At 75.2% G+C, this 15973-nt stretch carries 14 protein-coding genes, 3 tRNA genes and 1 pseudogene; 13 read left to right on the top strand and 5 right to left on the bottom strand.

Annotated features, from left to right (window positions below; translation table 11 throughout):
* Positions 1–78 precede the first annotated feature (78 nt).
* Positions 79–450: a hypothetical protein gene (locus ACQ452_RS01110; protein ID WP_433393922.1), complete on the top strand. Its 372-nt coding sequence runs from the start codon at positions 79–81 to the stop codon at positions 448–450.
* A 15-nt stretch (positions 451–465) separates the two neighbouring features.
* Positions 466–1635, top strand: coding sequence for a LysM peptidoglycan-binding domain-containing protein (locus ACQ452_RS01105; protein ID WP_433389150.1), 1170 nt, complete (start codon positions 466–468; stop codon positions 1633–1635).
* A gap of 125 nt (positions 1636–1760) precedes the next feature.
* Here the strand turns inward: ACQ452_RS01105 and ACQ452_RS01100 are convergent, their stop codons facing one another.
* Positions 1761–2612, bottom strand: a complete 852-nt coding sequence (locus tag ACQ452_RS01100; RefSeq protein WP_433389149.1) for a Rieske 2Fe-2S domain-containing protein — start codon at positions 2610–2612, stop codon at positions 1761–1763.
* 165 nt (positions 2613–2777) lie between these two features.
* Here ACQ452_RS01100 and ACQ452_RS01095 point away from each other — a divergent pair, with 165 nt between their 5' ends.
* The gene (locus ACQ452_RS01095) at positions 2778–3551 is read left to right on the top strand and encodes a crotonase/enoyl-CoA hydratase family protein (RefSeq protein ID WP_433389148.1); all 774 of its coding nucleotides are present in this window, start codon (positions 2778–2780) and stop codon (positions 3549–3551) included.
* Between the two features lie 37 nt (positions 3552–3588).
* Here ACQ452_RS01095 and ACQ452_RS01090 read toward each other — a convergent pair whose 3' ends face one another.
* A complete protein-coding gene (locus ACQ452_RS01090; RefSeq protein WP_433389147.1) occupies positions 3589–5064 on the bottom strand; it encodes a dihydrolipoyl dehydrogenase family protein in 1476 nt (491 codons plus the stop codon).
* A gap of 93 nt (positions 5065–5157) precedes the next feature.
* Here ACQ452_RS01090 and ACQ452_RS01085 point away from each other — a divergent pair, with 93 nt between their 5' ends.
* Complete coding sequence (locus tag ACQ452_RS01085) at positions 5158–6222, top strand: serine hydrolase domain-containing protein (protein WP_433389146.1); 1065 nt, start codon at positions 5158–5160, stop codon at positions 6220–6222.
* Positions 6223–6355: 133 nt separating this feature from the next.
* Here ACQ452_RS01085 and ACQ452_RS01080 read toward each other — a convergent pair.
* Positions 6356–7261 (bottom strand): annotated as a pseudogene (locus tag ACQ452_RS01080) (phytoene/squalene synthase family protein); the annotation flags it as partial.
* Between the two features lie 66 nt (positions 7262–7327).
* Here ACQ452_RS01080 and ACQ452_RS01075 point away from each other — a divergent pair.
* The 8 genes from ACQ452_RS01075 to ACQ452_RS01040 all read left to right on the top strand — a co-directional run bounded on the left by ACQ452_RS01075 (position 7328) and on the right by ACQ452_RS01040 (position 13088).
* Positions 7328–8485: a polyprenyl synthetase family protein gene (locus ACQ452_RS01075; protein ID WP_433389145.1), complete on the top strand. Its 1158-nt coding sequence runs from the start codon at positions 7328–7330 to the stop codon at positions 8483–8485.
* 30 nt (positions 8486–8515) lie between these two features.
* Complete coding sequence (crtI, locus tag ACQ452_RS01070; protein ID WP_433389144.1) at positions 8516–9994, top strand: phytoene desaturase family protein; 1479 nt, start codon at positions 8516–8518, stop codon at positions 9992–9994.
* Positions 9995–10028: 34 nt separating this feature from the next.
* The gene (gene idi / locus ACQ452_RS01065) at positions 10029–10649 is read left to right on the top strand and encodes an isopentenyl-diphosphate Delta-isomerase (protein WP_433389143.1); all 621 of its coding nucleotides are present in this window, start codon (positions 10029–10031) and stop codon (positions 10647–10649) included.
* Positions 10639–11589 (top strand): MerR family transcriptional regulator, encoded by a 951-nt coding sequence (locus ACQ452_RS01060; protein ID WP_433389142.1) that lies wholly within the window; start codon positions 10639–10641, stop codon positions 11587–11589. Before idi ends, ACQ452_RS01060 begins: the two co-directional genes overlap by 11 nt.
* 206 nt (positions 11590–11795) lie before the next feature.
* Complete coding sequence (locus ACQ452_RS01055) at positions 11796–12581, top strand: polysaccharide deacetylase family protein (protein ID WP_433389141.1); 786 nt, start codon at positions 11796–11798, stop codon at positions 12579–12581.
* A 153-nt stretch (positions 12582–12734) separates the two neighbouring features.
* Positions 12735–12807 (top strand) — tRNA-Glu (locus ACQ452_RS01050).
* 32 nt (positions 12808–12839) lie between these two features.
* Positions 12840–12916 (top strand) — tRNA-Asp (locus ACQ452_RS01045).
* A 98-nt stretch (positions 12917–13014) separates the two neighbouring features.
* Positions 13015–13088: transfer RNA gene (locus ACQ452_RS01040), tRNA-Phe, on the top strand.
* A 513-nt stretch (positions 13089–13601) separates the two neighbouring features.
* Here ACQ452_RS01040 and ACQ452_RS01035 read toward each other — a convergent pair.
* Entirely contained in the window at positions 13602–14060 is a 459-nt protein-coding gene (locus ACQ452_RS01035; protein WP_433389140.1) for an ArsI/CadI family heavy metal resistance metalloenzyme, read from the bottom strand.
* A 133-nt stretch (positions 14061–14193) separates the two neighbouring features.
* Between ACQ452_RS01035 and ACQ452_RS01030 the strand changes: the two genes are divergently transcribed.
* Positions 14194–14544, top strand: a complete 351-nt coding sequence (locus ACQ452_RS01030; RefSeq protein WP_433389139.1) for an ArsR/SmtB family transcription factor — start codon at positions 14194–14196, stop codon at positions 14542–14544.
* A gap of 60 nt (positions 14545–14604) precedes the next feature.
* Here ACQ452_RS01030 and ACQ452_RS01025 read toward each other — a convergent pair whose 3' ends face one another.
* The gene (locus tag ACQ452_RS01025) at positions 14605–15900 is read right to left on the bottom strand and encodes a hypothetical protein (RefSeq protein WP_433389138.1); all 1296 of its coding nucleotides are present in this window, start codon (positions 15898–15900) and stop codon (positions 14605–14607) included.
* Between the last annotated feature and the right edge of the window lie 73 nt (positions 15901–15973).

Here is a 15973-nt window from a genome sequence, read left to right as displayed (position 1 = left end):
ACCCACGCTCGAACACCACGGCGCCCCGGCGGGGGCCGCCGCGACCAGGGCCGGGTCAGCATCTTCCTCGCGGTGGCGATGGTCGGCGTCCTCGCCGTCATCGGCCTGGCCTTCGACGGTGCGGGTCAGTTGCGCACGTTGCAGCGGGCCGACAACCTCGCGGCCGAGGCCGCCCGCGCCGGCGGCCAGGCCATCGACCGGGCCACCGCCATCGAGGGCGGGCCGACCCGGATCGACCGCCCCCAGGCCCGCCGGGCCGTCGCCGGCTACCTCGCCGCCGCCGGGGCCGCCGGCCACACCGTCCGCTTCCCCGTCGTCGACGGGGAGACCCGGATCCGGGTACGCGTCACCGTCGCCTACCGCAGATCCATGCTCGGCCTGTTCGGCTTCGACGAGACCGTCACCGTCTCCGGCGAGGCGACCGCTCGACCGCTCACCGGGGCACCGTAGGAAGGGAAGGCAGCCATGGCCGCATCGGGGCGGTCCGCCGTACGGCGGACCGGACGTATCCTGGCCGGGTTCGGGGCGCTCGTCGTGCTCTGCGCGGTGCTGTTCGGCGCCCCGGTGGCGCTGCTCGCCCTCGCCGGCAACCCGTTACCCGATCACCTGCCGACCCTCACCGAGGTCGGCTCGACGCTGACCAGCCGCGACGACGGTCGGCTGTTCCTGCGGGCGCTGGCCCTGGCTGGCTGGTTCGGCTGGGCCACGTTCGCCTTCTCCGTGCTGGTCGAGCTGGGCGCGCAGGCGCTGCGCCGGCCGGCGCCCCGGCTGCCGGGGATGAGCCGCCAGCAGCGGGCCGCCGCCGCGCTGGTGGGTTCCGTCGCGCTGATCCTGACGGTCAGTCCGGCGGCCAGCGCGGCGGCGTACGCCGGCCCGTACGCCCAGGCGGCGACCGCGTCGAGAGGCCTGGAGACCACCCGGCCGGCACCGCTCGCGTACTCCGTGCCGGCGGTGACCGGCTCGGCCGCCACGGACGGCCCGGACGACGGCGTGGCGGTCTACCGGGTGGCCCGGGGCGACCACCTGGGCACCGTCGCCGAACGCTACCTGGACGAGTTCGCCGACTACCGGGAGCTGGCCGAGCTGAACCGGCTCGGCGACCCGGACCGGATCCATCCGGGCCAGTTGCTGAGGCTTCCCGGGGAGGCCGAGGACGGGGGCGCCCGTCGGCACGCCACCGGCCGCCTCGTCGCCCGCCCGGCCCCGCCCGCGTCCGACCGGCCGGCCCCGCAACCGGCACCCGGGCGGGCCGCGCCGCAGCCGCCCGGCGAGCCGGCCGGGGTCCCGGCCCCACCGCCGTCGGACGCGAACGCCGGTGAGGTCCCGACGGTGACGGTGGGAGCCGCCCGGGCCGGGGAACCCGACCGGATCAACCGGCCGCTCGCGGTCTCCGCCGTCCTGGCGGTCGCGAGCATCGTCGGCGCGCAGATCGGGGCGATCCTGGGCCGGCGTCGTCGCCCGGTCCCCGTACCGGCCGGATCGGGCCGGAGCACGGCCGCTGCCCGCCGCGGCACCACGGCGACCGGCGGCACGGGAAACGGGAGGGCCGCCGGCACCGCGCGGGCCCACGCCGTCGCGACGGGCCGGGACAGCGCGGACGCCGACCACCCGACCGGCCGCCACCGCCGCCCCTGACCGCCCACCGGAACCAGCCGGCCCCACGACCCGACCCGCCGTGCCCGCCCCGGTGACCGGGGGTCCGGTGGGTCCAGGAGATCCTGGCCTCGCGGTCGGCAGCGGGACCGGGGGCGCCGGGCGGGTCAGGGCAGGCGGGTCTCCAGGACGCCGTCGACGACCCTCGTCGGCAGGATCTGCTGGTCGTTGCCGGACGGGCCGCGTACGACCTCGCCGCCGTTGAGCCGGAACGCGCTGCCGTGCCACGGGCAGACCACGCACGCGTGACCGTCGATCTCCCGCACCTCGCCCTCGCCGAGCGGCCCGCTCTGGTGCGGGCAGCGCTCCAGCATGACGGTCACGTCGTCGCCGTGTCGGTAGAGGATCACCGAGACGTCGTCGACCTCCCGGGTGACCATGCTGCGCTGCGGCAGTGCCGCCAGGTCCGCGACCGGGTGCCAGCCGTCGCTCATCCGGTGCAGTTCGGAAACGCTCTGGTTGACCTGGGCGCCCTGCTTGTACGCCAGGTGCCCGCCGACGTACGCCCCCATGCCGGCGGCGGAGAGCCCGAGGAAGCCGAGCGTGCGGCCGAGGGTGTGCCGACCGGTCATCCGGGCGGCCACCGAGCCGGCGTAGAACGCCAGGCCGACACTGTTGGAGGCGGCGTGCACCAGGCCGACCCGCCGCTGGTCGCGCGCCAGTGCCGCCCAGTCGTTCAGGCCGGCCACCGCCGCCGGCAGGGCGCTGACGGTGCCCACCACGCACAGGGTGGTGGCCGCCCGTCGCTGCCCCGGCATCAGGTCCAGCACCGCCGTGCTGATCCAGGCGCCGACCGGAAGCTGCACCATCGCCGGGTGCAGCGGGTGGCCCAGCCAGACGCCGTGCAGCAGGTCGCGGACCCGCCGTGGACGGAGGGTGGACAGGACGGCGCGCTGCAACCGGTCGCCGAACCGGTCCAGGCCGGACGCCTGCTCGATCTTCGTCAAGAGTGCTCGCACGCGTACCGACTTCCCGGCAGCGGCCAGCCCAAACCGGTCGGCGGTGACGAAAGGACGGCGGTACGCGACGAGGCCCCAGCCGCAGCGAAAACGGGACACCTCGGGGCGTGCCACCCGCACCGGCACCCCTGGCGCCCCGGGCACCGCCGGGGGCATGCTGTCCCGATGGGCGTACGCGTCGAACGTGCCGCGGCGGTGACCACGGTGATCCTGGACCGCCCGGCGGCCCGCAACGCGGTCGACGGGCCGACGGCCCGGGCGCTGGCCGACGCCTTCCGTGCCTTCGAGGCCGACCCGGACGCGGCGGTGGCCGTGCTCTGGGGGGCCGGCGGCACGTTCTGCGCCGGGGCGGACCTGAAGGCCATCGGCACCCCGAGCGGCAACCGGGTCGAGGCGCAGGGCGACGGCCCGATGGGTCCGACCCGGATGACGCTCAGCAAGCCGGTGATCGCCGCGATCTCCGGTCACGCGGTGGCCGGTGGGCTGGAGCTGGCGCTCTGGTGCGACCTGCGGGTCGCCGAGTCCGACGCGGTGCTCGGGGTGTTCTGCCGCCGCTGGGGGGTGCCGCTGATCGACGGGGGGACGGTCCGGTTGCCCCGGCTGATCGGCGAGAGCCGGGCGCTGGACCTGATCCTCACCGGGCGGGCGGTGCCGGCCGAGGAGGCGTACGGCATGGGCCTGGTCAACCGGCTGGTCGCGCCGGGTGGATCCCGGGCGGCGGCCGAGCGGCTGGCGGCCGAGATCGCCCGGCACCCGCAGGCCTGCCTGCGCAACGACCGGGCGGCGGTGCTCGCGGGCGCCGGGCTGCCGGAGCCGGCGGCGTTGGAGGCGGAGTTGGCGTACGGGATGGCATCGCTGGCCGTCGACGCGTTGGCCGGGGCGGCCCGGTTCGCCGCCGGCGAAGGCCGGCACGGCAGCGACCTGCCGGCTCCCGGGTGACGGCTTCCCGCTGTCGTCCCACCGTGCGGCGGCACCGTCAGGACAGGTCGCGCAACGCGTCCTCGATCGTCCGGTGGAAGGTCGGGTACGCGTAGATCATGTGCCGGAGTTGGGCGAGCGGCACCGCCGCGTGCACCGCCACCACCAGCCCGGAGAGCACCTCGCCACCGGCCGGCCCGACGGAGGTGGCACCGATCAGCACCCCCTGGTCGGCGTCCGCGACGAGCTTGACGAAGCCCTCGTTGCCGCTCTTGTGGATCCAGCCCCGCGCCGACGACGGCAGCGCGGCGAGGCCGACCTGCACGTTGACGCCCCGCTCGCGAGCCTGCCGCTCGGTGAGGCCGACCGCGCCCACCTCGGGGTCGGTGAAGGTCACCCGGGGCAGCGCCCGGTAGTCGGCGCGGGGCACGGAGCCGGCGGAGCCGCTCGACCCGGTCGTGCCGAGTGCGCTGACCGCGCCGGCCGCCCCGCCCAGCACGCTCGCGGTGCCGCTGGGGTCGGCCCCGCCGTCGGCGCGCCGGGCGTGGTCGAGCACGTCGGCGACGACGATTCCCGCCTGGTACATCGCGACGTGGGTGAACGCGCCCTCGCCGGTGACGTCGCCGACCGCCCAGATCCCCGCGGTGACGTGCAACCGGTCGTTGACGGGCAGGTAGCGTCGGCCGGCGTCCACCCCGACGGTGTCCAGACCAAGTTCGTCCAGGTGGGCCCGGCGACCGGTGACCACCAGCAGCCGCTCGGCGGTGAGCGTCGTCCCGCCCGTCGCGTGCAGGGTGAAGCCTTGCCCGTCGTGGCTCACCCGTTCCGCCCGCACCCCGGTGTGGATCTCCACGCCGTCGGCGCGCAGCGCGGCGGCGGCCACCTCGGACGCCTCCGGCTCCTCGACGGCGAGCACCCGGTCCAGGGCCTCGACCACGGTGACCCGGACGCCGAACCGGGCGAACACCTGCGCCAGCTCCAGCCCGATCGCCCCGCCACCCAGCACCAGCAGCGACTCGGGCAGTTCCTCGACCTCGATCGCCTGCCGATTGGTCCAGTACGGGGTGTCGGCCAGCCCGTCGATCGGCGGCACGGACGGCTTGGTGCCGGTGCCGAGCACGATCCCGTGCCGGGCCTGGAAGACCCGCTCGCCGACCCGGACCCGGCCGGGGCCGTCGAGCCGGGCGCTGCCCCGGACGAACCGCCCGCCCTTGCCGGTGAACCGTTCGACCGCGACGGTGTCGTCCCAGGTGTCGGTGGCCTCGTCGCGGATCCGCTTCGCTACCGGCGCCCAGTCGGGCCGGACCTGGGCGCTGCCGGCGAGTCCGTCGACCCGGCGGGCCTCGGCGATCGCGTTGGCCGCCCGGATCATCATCTTGCTCGGGATGCACCCCCAGTACGGGCACTCGCCGCCGACGAGGTCGCGTTCCACGCCGACGACGCTCAGCCCCGCCTCGGCGAGCCGCCCGGCCACCTCCTCGCCGCCGACCCCGAGCCCGACCACGACCACGTCCACCAGTTCCGCCTCCGCCATTCCGCCAGCATCGCGTACCACCCGACGGCCGGCCAGCCGGTCGGCCCGAAAATCCGCTGCCCACCCGGCGCGCCCGTCTCCTACGGTGGCCGGATGCGCGCACGCTTCTCCGCCGTCCACGACTGCTTCGCCGAGTTGCTCGCCGCCGGTCGGGAGACCGGGGCCGGGCTGGCGATCTGGTACGACGGCGAGCCGGTCGTCGATGTCTTCGGCGGCGAACGGTCACCGGGGCGGCCGTGGCGGCCGGACACGCTGGTGAACGTCTACTCCGTCGCCAAGCCGGTCGCCGCGCTCTGCCTGCTGGCGCTTGTCGACCGGGGCCGGCTCGACCTCGACGATCCGGTCGCCGGGTACTGGGCGGGCTTCCGTGCCCCGGCCACCGTCCGCCACGTGTTGGCGCACACGGCGGGGCTGCCGGCCTTCCCGGTGCCCCGGCCGGCCGCCGCCGTCGCCGACTGGGACCTGCTCTGCGCCGATCTCGCCGCCGCGGAGCCGGAGTGGCCGCCGGGGTCCGTCGCGGGCGAGCACGCCTGGACGTACGGGCATCTGGTGGGCGAGCTGGTGCGGCGGGTCGACGGGCGGTCGGTGGGCCGGTTCCTGGCCGAGGAGATCGCCGGGCCGTGGCGGCTGGACCTCGGCTTCGGCCTCGGCGAGGCGGATCAGCGGCGCTGCGCCGAGCTGCGGTACGGCGATGCGGGGTGGCCGGAGCGGGTGGCCGGTGAGCCGGGTTCGCTCTGGGCGCGGGCGCTGGACAACCCGCCCGGCGGCCTGGACGTGGCGGTGGTCAACGGCCCGCTCTGGCGGGGCGCCGAGGTGCCGGCCGTCAACCTGCACTCGACCGCGGGCGCCCTGGCCCGCCTCTACACTGGCCTGCTCGCCGGCGGCGTCCTCGACGGCGTACGGCTGTTCAGCCGGGATCTGGTGGCCGAGGCGACCCGGGTCCAGTACGACGGCGACGACCTGCTGCTGGGTCGGCGGACCCGGTGGACGCTCGGCATGCAGTCGGAGGAGGACGGCAGTTGGGGCATGGGCGGGATCGGCGGCAGCGCCGCCTGGGCCGATCCCGTACGCGGCTACACCTTCGCCTACGCCACCTCGCACCTGGCCGAGCACGACCGGGTCGACGCCCTGGTGGACGCCCTGCACTCCTGCCTCTGATCCGTCACGAGCGGCCGGGGGCGGTCGGGCGGGACCGGTCGTGGACCGTCGGGCCGGACTGGTCGTGGACGGGGCCGGACCGGTCGGCGGTCGTCGGGCGGGCCTGGTCGGGCACGGCCACCGGGCCGGGCAGCAGGGCGGGCCCGGGGATCACCACGGGCGTGCCAGCCGGGGTCAGCAGGGCACGGGCGGCCACCGCCAGCCGGCGGCGCTGCGGCACCAGCGCCCGGGCGACGAAGACGTCGTAGTCGCGCGCGGCCACCTCGTCGAGGATGCCGCCGTAGAGCGCGTACGCGGTGCGCATGCACGCCTGCGAGGCGGGCGTGAGCAGGGTGATCCCGGCGGCGGCGGCGGCGTAGTGCGCCTGGGCGCGGGCCACCTCGTACGCGACGAGTTCCCGGATGGCGGCGGTGCCGCGTCCGGCCGCCCGGGCGGCCAGCAGGTCCGCGCGGGTGACGCCGAAGCGCGCCAGGTCCTCGTCGGGCAGGTAGGTGCGCCCCCGGCCGAGGTCCTCGGCCACGTCCCGGATGAAGTTGGTGAGCTGGAAGGCGAAGCCGAGCTGGCGGGCCGGCTCCCGGGCCGCCGCCGGGTCCGAGCTGCCCAGGATCGGCAGCATCATGGTGCCGATCACCGCCGCCGAGCCCTCCATGTAGTCGAGCAGGTGGTCGTAGGTCCGGTACGAGGTGACTGTCAGGTCCATCGCCATGCTCTTGAGAAACGACGCGAAGTCGTCCCGGTCGAGATCGAAGACGGCGATGGTGTGCAGTACGGCGGGGAGCAGCGGGTCGTGCACCGGTTCGCCGTGCAGTCCGGCGACGAAGCGGCCGGCCCAGTCGTCGAGTCGGACGGCACGCTCGGCCGGTGGCAGTTCCTCGGTGCGGTCGACGATCTCGTCGGCGTAGCGCGTGAATCCGTACAGGGCGTGCACATGTCGCCGTTTCCAGGCGGGTAGGAGCCGGGTGGCGAGATAGTAGGTGCGGCCGTGCCGTTTGTGCAGCTCACGGCAGCGGTCATAGGCAGCGGTGAGATCGGTGTCCACCGGCCCTCCTCAACAATCGACGCACAAATCGACGCAACTCGTAGAGCCTAGGGTACGCTCGGGCGCATGGCCAACGACGCAGTTGCGGGTAATTCGCTCCGCGTGGCCCCCGCCGGCCGGGCCGCCCACGGGGACGACCCGGTCCGCGCGGTCCTGGCCGCGTACACGAAGGACCTGGTCACGGCGGTGGAGGAAACCCTCGCCGCCTTCCTGGCCGACGAGGTCGACGCACTTGCCGAGATCGACTCGGCGATGGGCGGATTCGCCGCGACGGCGCGCGACTGCGTGCTGGCCGGCGGCAAGCGCGTCCGGCCCACGTTCGCCTACTGGGGCTGGCGCGGCGCGGCCGGCGGCGCGGAGCCGCTGCCGGCGGTGCTGCCGGCGTTCGCCGCCCTGGAGCTGCTGCACACCTTCGCCCTCGTGCACGACGACGTGATGGACGCCTCCGCCACCCGGCGGGGCCGGCCGACCGCGCACGTGTCGCTGGCCGCCCGGCACGCCGCCGCCGGCCACCGGGGCGACCCGCATCGGTTCGGCGAGACGGTCGCGGTGCTGATCGGCGACCTCTGCATGGTCTGGGCCGACCGGCTCCTCGCGCGGGCCACGGTCCCCCCGGCCCGCCTGCTGCACGTGCGCCGCTGCTACGACCAGATGCGCGTCGAGACGATCGCCGGGCAGTACCTCGACGTGCTCGGCGAGAGCGACGCGGCCAACTGGTCCGTCGACCGGGCGCTGCGCGTCGCCCGCTACAAGACCGCGAGCTACACCGTGCAGCGACCGCTGCTCTTCGGCGCCCGCCTCGCCGGCGTCGGTGGCGACGCACCGCTGACCACCGCCTACACGCGCTACGGGCTCGCCGTCGGGGAGGCGTTCCAGCTCTGCGACGACCTGCTCGACGTCTACGGCGACCCGGCGACCACCGGCAAGCCGACCGGCGACGACCTGCGCACCGGCAAGCCGACCGTGCTGCTCACGCTGGCCCGGCAGCTCGCCACGCCGAGCCAGCGGCGGGCGCTGGGGCAGCTCGGCGTCGGCGCGGGGGACGCGCAGGTCGCCCGCCTCGCCGAGCTGGTCGCCGACACCGGGGCCGTCGACCGGGTCGAGCGCATGATCTCCGACCGGGTCGCCGAGGCGCTGGACGCGCTCGACACCGTGTCGATCGACGAGACCACGCGCACAGCGCTGACCGGTCTCGCCACCGCCGCCACCAACCGGCGGGCATGATGGGCAACTTCGCAACGAGGAGGTGGTCGCGTGCGCACCGTTGACGGGCGTACGGACCGGGTGGTCGTCGTCGGCGCCGGTCTGGGCGGGCTGGCCTGCGCGCTGCACCTGGCGGGCAGCGGTCGGCAGGTGACCGTGCTGGAACGCGAGCCGGTGCCGGGTGGCCGGGCCGGTCGGCTCAGCGTGGACGGCTACGAGTTCGACACCGGGCCCACCGTGCTCACCATGCCCGACCTGATCGCCGAGGCCCTCGCCGCGGTGGGCGAGGAGCTGGACGACTGGCTCGACCTCACCCCGCTCGACCCGGCATACCGGGCGTACTACCCGGACGGGTCGACGATGGACGTGATCACCGACACCACCCGGATGGCGGCCGAGATCGCCCGGGTCTGCGGCCCCCGCGAGGCAGACGGCTACCTGCGTTTCGTCGACTACGCGCGCAAGCTCTGGCAGTGGGAACGCGCCGACTTCATCGAGCGCAACCTCGACGCGCCCACCGACCTGCTCACCGGCAACCTGCTGAAGCTGCTGGCGGGCGGCGCCTTCCGCCGGCTCCAGACGAAGATCAACCAGTTCTTCCGGGACCCCCGCACCCAGCGGATCTTCTCGTTCCAGGCGATGTACGCCGGCCTCGCGCCGCACGACGCGCTGGCCATCTACGCGGTCATCGCGTACCTCGACTCGGTGGCCGGGGTCTACTTCCCGCGCGGCGGCATCCACGCGGTCTCCCGGGGCATGGCCGGCGCCGCCGAGAAGCACGGCGTCGAGATCCGGTACGACACCACGGTGACCCGGGTGGAGACCGCGAACGGCCGGGCCACCGGCGTGCTGACCGCCGACGGCGAGCTGATCCCGGCCGACGTGGTCGTGCTCAACCCCGACCTGCCGGTGGCCTACCGCGACCTGCTGCCGCCCGCCCGCGCGCGCCGGCTCACCTACTCCCCGTCCTGCGTGGTCCTGCACGTCGGGTCGACGCAGGAATATGGCAAGATCGCCCACCACAACATCCACTTCGGACGGTCCTGGAAGGGCACCTTCGATGAGGTCATCCGGCGGGGCGAGCTGATGAGCGACCCGTCCCTGCTGGTCACCAACCCGAGCCGGACCGACCCGTCGGTGGCGCCCGCCGGGCGGCACACCTACTACGTGCTCGCCCCCGTGCCCAACCTCGAACGGGCGCCGTTCGACTGGCGGGGCGACCTCACCGGCCGCTACACCGACCAGCTCGTCGCGACCCTCGAGGAGCGCGGCTACGTCGGCTTCGGTGCCGGCGTCGAGGTGCTGCGGGCCGTGACCCCGGCCGAGTGGGCGGAGCAGGGCATAGCCGCCGGCACCCCGTTCGCCGCCGCCCACAACCTCTTCCAGACCGGCCCGTTCCGCCCGTCCAACCTGCACCGGACGCTGTCGAACGTCGTCTTCGTCGGCTCCGGCACCCAACCCGGCGTCGGCGTGCCGATGGTGCTCATCTCCGGCAAGCTCGCCGCCGGCCGCATCACCGGGGGAGCCTGATGGCCCGCCCTCTCGGACCTGGGAGACACCTGCCGTGACCATCCGCGAGCACCATCTCGTCGAGCTCGTCGACGACACCGGTCGGCCGCGGGGCGAGACCACCGTCTCCGTCGCCCACCAGCCCCCGGGCCAGCTCCACCGCGCCTTCTCGGTGCTGCTCGTCGACCCCGACGGCCGGGTGCTGCTGCAACGGCGGGCCCCGGTGAAGACCCGCTTCCCGCTGCGCTGGGCCAACGCGTGCTGCGGCCACCCGCTTCCCGGCGAATCCCTGGACGACGCCGCCAACCGCCGGCTGCGCGAGGAGCTCGGCGCCGACCCGGTCGAGCTGACCGAGGTCGGGGTGTACGTCTACTACGCCGAGGACCCGGCCACCGGCCGGGTGGAGTTCGAGTACGACCACGTCCTGCGGGGCGAGTTCCGGCCCGGCACCCCGCTGCGACCCGACCCGGACGAGGTGGCCGAGCTGCGCTGGGTAGACCCCGCCGCGCTGGCCGCCGACCTGGACGCCGACCCGCGCGCGTACGCGCCGTGGCTGGGCGGGGTGGTGGACCGGCTGCTGCGCGCCGCCGGGCCCACCGCCGGCCAGCCGGGGCCCGCCGGCACCTCGTCCGGCCCGCCGGCGAACGACGCGTCGGAGCGGTCGGGTGGCCGATGAGGCGCTGAGCGCGGGAGCCGTCGCCCGGCGGCTCGGCGTCGCCGTCACCACCCTGCGCACCTGGCACCAACGCTACGGGCTCGGCCCCAGCGAGCACGTCCCCGGGCAGCACCGGCGCTACACGCCGGCCGACCTCGCGCGGCTGGAGATCATGCGACGGCTCACCGCCCAGGGCGTCACCCCGGCCGAGGCGGCCCGCTGGGCCCGCCGGGCACCGGACGCCCCGACCGCCGACGCCGGCGTACGCCCGCGGGTGCGGGCCGTCGGTGGTCGCGACGGCGGTGGGACCACCATCCCCGTCGGTCGGGCCGGACCCGCGGCCCGGGGCCTGGCCCGCGCCGCCGCCCGGCTGGACGCGCGGGCGATCGGGGAGACGATCGCCCACGCCGTCCAGGCGGGCGGCGTGATCGCCACCTGGGACGGGCTGCTGCGCCCGGTGCTCCTCGGCATCGGGGAACGGCACGCCGCCACCGGTGGCCTGGTCGAGGTCGAGCACCTGATGTCCCGCTGCGTGTCGGAGGCCTTCGCGGTGGCCTCCCGGGCCGGCGCGTCCGCCGGACCGGCGCGCATCCTGCTCTCCTGCGCCGACGAGGAGCAGCACACGCTGCCCCTGGAGGCGCTCGCCGCGGCGCTCGCCGAGGCGGGCGTCGGCTACCGGATGCTCGGGGCCCGGGTGCCGCTGCCGGCCCTGCTGGAGGCCGTCAGCCGGACCGGGCCGGCCGCCGTGGTGATCTGGTCACACACCCGGGTCACCGCCGACCCCGCCCAGCTCAACGCCCTGCTCGCCGCGCCCCGCCGGCCGCTGCTGGTGCTCGCCGCCGGGCCGGGGTGGCTGGCCGACTCGCTGCCCGCCGGGGTGGTGCGGCCGGTCGACCTCACGGAGGCGGTCTCGCTGGCGCTCGCCGTACGCGACTCGCTGGACCAGGCCACGGCGGACTGACCCGGCCGACGGGCGACCGGAGGCCGTGGTCGGCCGCACCCGACCGGCGGCGAACGGGCCCGTGGTCGGCCGCACCCGACCGGCGGCGAACGGGCCCGTGGTCGGCCGCACCCGACCGGCGGCGCCCCGGGGGCGGGGGCGTCGGGAGGGAACGGCTCCACTAGCGTCGGGTGTCCGTCGAACCCGACCCCCTCCGGGAGCGAACGATGCGCCCACGCGCCGTACTGGCCTGTGCCCTGCCGCTGCTGCTCCTCCTCGGCGGCTGCGGCGACGGCACCCCGGCCGACGGGCGGGCCGCCGGTCCCAGTCCCGTCGCCTCGGCACCGCTGCCGCCCGAGCCGACGCCGTCGGTCGGCCCACGACCGACTCCACCCGCCCTGGTCCGCCCGCTGCCGGCCAGGCTGCCGGCGGGGCTGCGGCGCAAGACCGGCGTACGGACGGTGGCGTTGACCTTCGACGACGGGCCGCACCCGACCTGGACGCCGCAGATCCTCGACCGCCTGCGGGCGGCCAAGGTCACCGCCACGTTCTGCGTGCTCGGCACCAAGGCCCGGCGGCACCCCGACCTGATCCGGCGGATCGTGCGGGAGGGGCACCAGCTCTGCAACCACAGCTGGCGTCACGACCTGGACCTCGCCCGGCGGCCGGTCGCCGAGATCCGGCGGGACCTCGACCGCACCAACGAGGCGATCCGGGAGGCGGTGCCGGGCGCGAAGGTGCCGTTCTACCGGCAGCCGGGCGGCCGGTGGACGCGCGAGGTGGTGACGGTCGCCCGGCAGCTCGGCATGCGGTCGCTGCACTGGGAGGTCGACCCGCGGGACTGGAGCAAGCCGACCGCCGCGACGATCACCAAACGGGTACGCGCCGCCGCCCGGCCCGGTTCGGTCGTGCTGCTGCACGACGGGGGCGGCGACCGGGCGGCCACGCTGGCCGCCAGCCCGCACCTGATCGCTGACCTGAAGCGCCGCTACGGCGTCGCCCCACCCCGATAACGGCCCTGACCTGCGGTTTCGTGGGTCCGAGCGGCCATCGGTCACACCGGTTTGGTCGTGGGGCCGATCATCACGTAAGCTATCCAAGCCTCCGGCGGGGCCGGATGGGAGCAAGTCCGCTTGAAGTTGCGAGTGTGCAATGATGGCGGGGCCGCCCTCATCGTCTAGCGGCCCAGGACGCCGCCCTTTCAAGGCGGTAGCACGGGTTCGAATCCCGTTGGGGGCACGGTCCGGCTTCGGCCGGAGGCAACAAAGCTAGGTCCTGTGGAGCAGTTGGAGTGCTCGCCGCCCTGTCAAGGCGGAGGTCGCGGGTTCAAGTCCCGTCAGGACCGCCAGCGCAGAATGCCGCGCCTCGCGCGGCATTCTGCGTATCGGGGCATGTGACCCTCCCGGCGGAGCACCCGTCGTGCGGGTAGCATGAGCCGAGCAACACGGCCAGGTAGCTCAGTTGGTACGAGCGTCCGACTGAAAATCGGAAGGTCGGCGGTTCGACCCCGCCCCTGGCCACATAGCCTTTCGCCGGGCTACTGAAGCGCCGATCAGCGGAAACGCCGGTCGGCGCTTCTGCATGCAGGAGCTGCCTCATCTAACACGGTGTGGCCGTGGCTGATCCTGGCCGGCGATTGCGGGAGCCGCCGGCATTGTGTTCGGCCCTTTCGGCTTACGCGCAGACACACCGCTCTTCTGCCGCGCGCTGGCAACCCTGGGAGTTCTCGGCGGGTCACTATGCGTCGCATTGCAAGTCGTCGAACTCGCCCCCTCCATCCTTGACTGATGCGCTACGCCCCAACCTGCTGCCACCCCGCCTGCCGGAGGGCAGCCACAGTGCGCTTTAGCGGTGATCTTCCGGCAGGTGGAACGACTCGTCGCGGGCCATCGCGTAGCCGCAGGTCCCTCAAGGGCCCTGGAGATCTCCAGGCTGAGAGGCGCAGGGCGTCCCGATGGGCGGTGCCCGAGCCCTGTGGTCGCCAGGCCGGCGCGCCCGTCCCCTGAATCGGGAGCGGGCGCGCGAGCCACCGGTCAGCAGCAGACTGCGGCAGTCCCCTCGGTGGCCGGCTGCTGCGTGGTCGCCGGGGTGCAGCAGCCGCTCTCGGTGACCTTCTGAAGCTGGTCGGAGTCGCCCTTGACGGTGTAGACCTCCCAGGGCTCGTTGCCGGGGCCGCGCACCCAGACCTTGTCCTGGAGGGCGTAGCAGCACTCGGTGCTGTTCTCCTCCAGGGTGATCAGGCCGGCGTCGGCGAGCCGGCTGGTGGCGGCGTTGACCTCGTCGGTGCTGGACACCTCGACGCCGAGGTGGTCCATGACGGTGGGCTGGCCGGCCTCGCCCTCCAGGAGCACGAGCTTCAGCGGCGGGTTCTCGACGGCGAAGTTGGCGTAGCCGGGGCGGCGCTTGGCCGGCTCGACGCCGAACAGCTTGGCGTAGAAGGCGACGGAGCCTTCGAGGTCGGAGACACGCAGGGCGAGCTGGACACGGGACATGCTTCCCCTCCTGGCGGGTTCAGCGAATGTGGTGGTGGGGACGGTGCGAGCAACGACCCCGCCTTACCTAGACGGATATCTAAGTAGCGACTCCACTCTTGCACCCTGTTTCGTTATCCGTCAACCTAGAGAAATGTCGAAACAAGCGCTGCCGGTGGTGGACCTCGACGCGGTCGCCTGCTGCTCCCCGATCGCGGCCCGCCCGATGGAGGCCGGTCAGGCGGCGGTGGTCGCGCCGATGTTCAAGGCCCTGGGCGAACCGGTCCGGCTGCGGCTGATGTCGATGATCGCCTCGGTGCCGGAGATCTGCGTCTGCGACCTGACCCCGGCGTTCGACCTCTCCGGGCCGACCATCTCCCACCACCTCAAGGTCCTGCGCGAGGCCGGTCTGGTCGACTCCGAGCGGCGCGGGACGTGGGTCTGGTACCGGGTCCGCCCGGAGGCGTTCCGGCAACTCGGCGAGCTGCTGCACATCGGCGGCTGAGTCCGGTTCACCTGGCGGTGGGGCAGCTGGCGGTGGTCGGGCCGGCTCGGGCCGAAGGGGTCAGCGCCGCTCCTGCCGATACTGGGTCACCCCACCCTGGATCGCCTCCCAGACGCTGCGCCCGGCCCGCTTCAGCGTCTCGCCCGCCTGCTCGGCGAGCTGGCTCGCGCTCGGCGTCCCCTCGGTGCCATCGTCCCGCCCCTCCGGGCCGCCGTCGGCCGGCGCGTCCGACGGCTGGCGTTGCCCGCCCTCCGACGCGGCAGCGCCACGATCCCCGCCGCCCGCACCGGGCCCACCGCTGCCCCCGGGCCCGCCGACCCGCTCGCCACCCGGCCGCTGCGCGCCCTGTTCCCGACGCCCCGGCCGCTGACCGCCCTCCACGTCACCGCCCGGCCGCTGACCGCCCGCTGCCTCACCGCCGGACCGCTGACCGCCCTCCGCTCCACCGCCCGGCCGCTGACCGCCGGATTCCGGGGTGCCCCGGCCGGGCTCCCGTTCCGTGGCGCCCGCGTCCGGCTCCCGGCGGGACGCCTCGTGCTCGGCCCGGTCGCGCCCCGCCGGCCCGGCGCCCGCCTGTTCGCGGGCGCGCTGCGCCCGGCCCTGTTCGCCACCGCCGCCCGACCCGCTGGCGAGGCCACCGCCCCCGTGGGCCCGCCCGGCCCCGGCCTGGGCCTCCCCGCCCCGCCCGGCCTGGGCCTCCGAGGCGCGCCCGACCCCGGGGCTCCGGCCCGGTCCGGGACCCGCCGGCTCCCGCCGGGGCTGGTCCGCGACCGCGCCGATCGCGCCAACCTGCTGGCCGAGGTCGTCGGTCGCGCCGCCGCTGCGCTCCACCGCGTCCGCGCGCTGCCCCACCGGGCCGCCGACCCACTGCGCCGCGCCGGTGGGCGGCCCGACCGGGCCGGCCACCTGCTGCGCCACCCGGTTCACGTCGTCGAGCCAGGCCGGCGCCGTACGCGACAGCGCATGGATGACCTGCGGGTTGCGGTCGATGGTGCTCAACGCCCGGTCGAGGATCTCCACCACCTTCTCCAGCCGCACCTTGAGCAGCGCCTCGGCGCGCACGCCGGCGAGGTCCAGGTCGACGCCCTCCAGGTGCACCCGGACCCCGGCATCGAGCTGGACGAGGTTGGCCACCCGGGCCCGCAGGGAGACGTCGGCGTCCAGCCCGTTCACGGCGAGCCGGATCGAATCGACCGACACCTGCGGAATGTCGAGCAGGACGTCCGGTTCGGCCTCCCCACCCCGGTGGGCAGCCGCAGCTTCCCTGTCCCGACGGGCGGGCTCCGCCTCCCCGTCGCGCCGGTTCGATCGACCGCCCGCCCGGTCCGGGTCCTGTTGCCGCGCGTTCTCGCTCATGATCCCCGCTCCGCATCCTCCGGCCGGCCGGCCGGGACCGTCCGGCGCGGGTACCCGCTATCCCCCGAATCAT

The organism is Micromonospora sp. KLBMP9576, from assembly GCF_050941805.1.
Taxonomy (GTDB): Bacteria; Actinomycetota; Actinomycetes; order Mycobacteriales; family Micromonosporaceae; genus Micromonospora.
The sequence above is the reverse complement of the archived record's forward strand: the minus strand, read 5'-3'. Positions and strand labels throughout refer to the sequence as shown.

Excerpts from the sequence above, each read along its gene's own strand:
- ACQ452_RS01110 (WP_433393922.1), top strand. The coding sequence starts at position 79 with ATGGTCGGCGTCCTCGCCGTCATCGGCCTGGCCTTCGACGGTGCGGGT.
- ACQ452_RS01105 (WP_433389150.1), top strand. The coding sequence starts at position 466 with ATGGCCGCATCGGGGCGGTCCGCCGTACGGCGGACCGGACGTATCCTG.
- ACQ452_RS01095 (WP_433389148.1), top strand. The coding sequence starts at position 2,778 with ATGGGCGTACGCGTCGAACGTGCCGCGGCGGTGACCACGGTGATCCTG.
- ACQ452_RS01090 (WP_433389147.1), bottom strand. The coding sequence starts at position 5,064 with ATGGCGGAGGCGGAACTGGTGGACGTGGTCGTGGTCGGGCTCGGGGTC.
- ACQ452_RS01085 (WP_433389146.1), top strand. The coding sequence starts at position 5,158 with ATGCGCGCACGCTTCTCCGCCGTCCACGACTGCTTCGCCGAGTTGCTC.
- ACQ452_RS01075 (WP_433389145.1), top strand. The coding sequence starts at position 7,328 with ATGGCCAACGACGCAGTTGCGGGTAATTCGCTCCGCGTGGCCCCCGCC.
- ACQ452_RS01055 (WP_433389141.1), top strand. The coding sequence starts at position 11,796 with ATGCGCCCACGCGCCGTACTGGCCTGTGCCCTGCCGCTGCTGCTCCTC.
- ACQ452_RS01035 (WP_433389140.1), bottom strand. The coding sequence starts at position 14,060 with ATGTCCCGTGTCCAGCTCGCCCTGCGTGTCTCCGACCTCGAAGGCTCC.
- ACQ452_RS01030 (WP_433389139.1), top strand. The coding sequence starts at position 14,194 with ATGTCGAAACAAGCGCTGCCGGTGGTGGACCTCGACGCGGTCGCCTGC.
- ACQ452_RS01025 (WP_433389138.1), bottom strand. The coding sequence starts at position 15,900 with ATGAGCGAGAACGCGCGGCAACAGGACCCGGACCGGGCGGGCGGTCGA.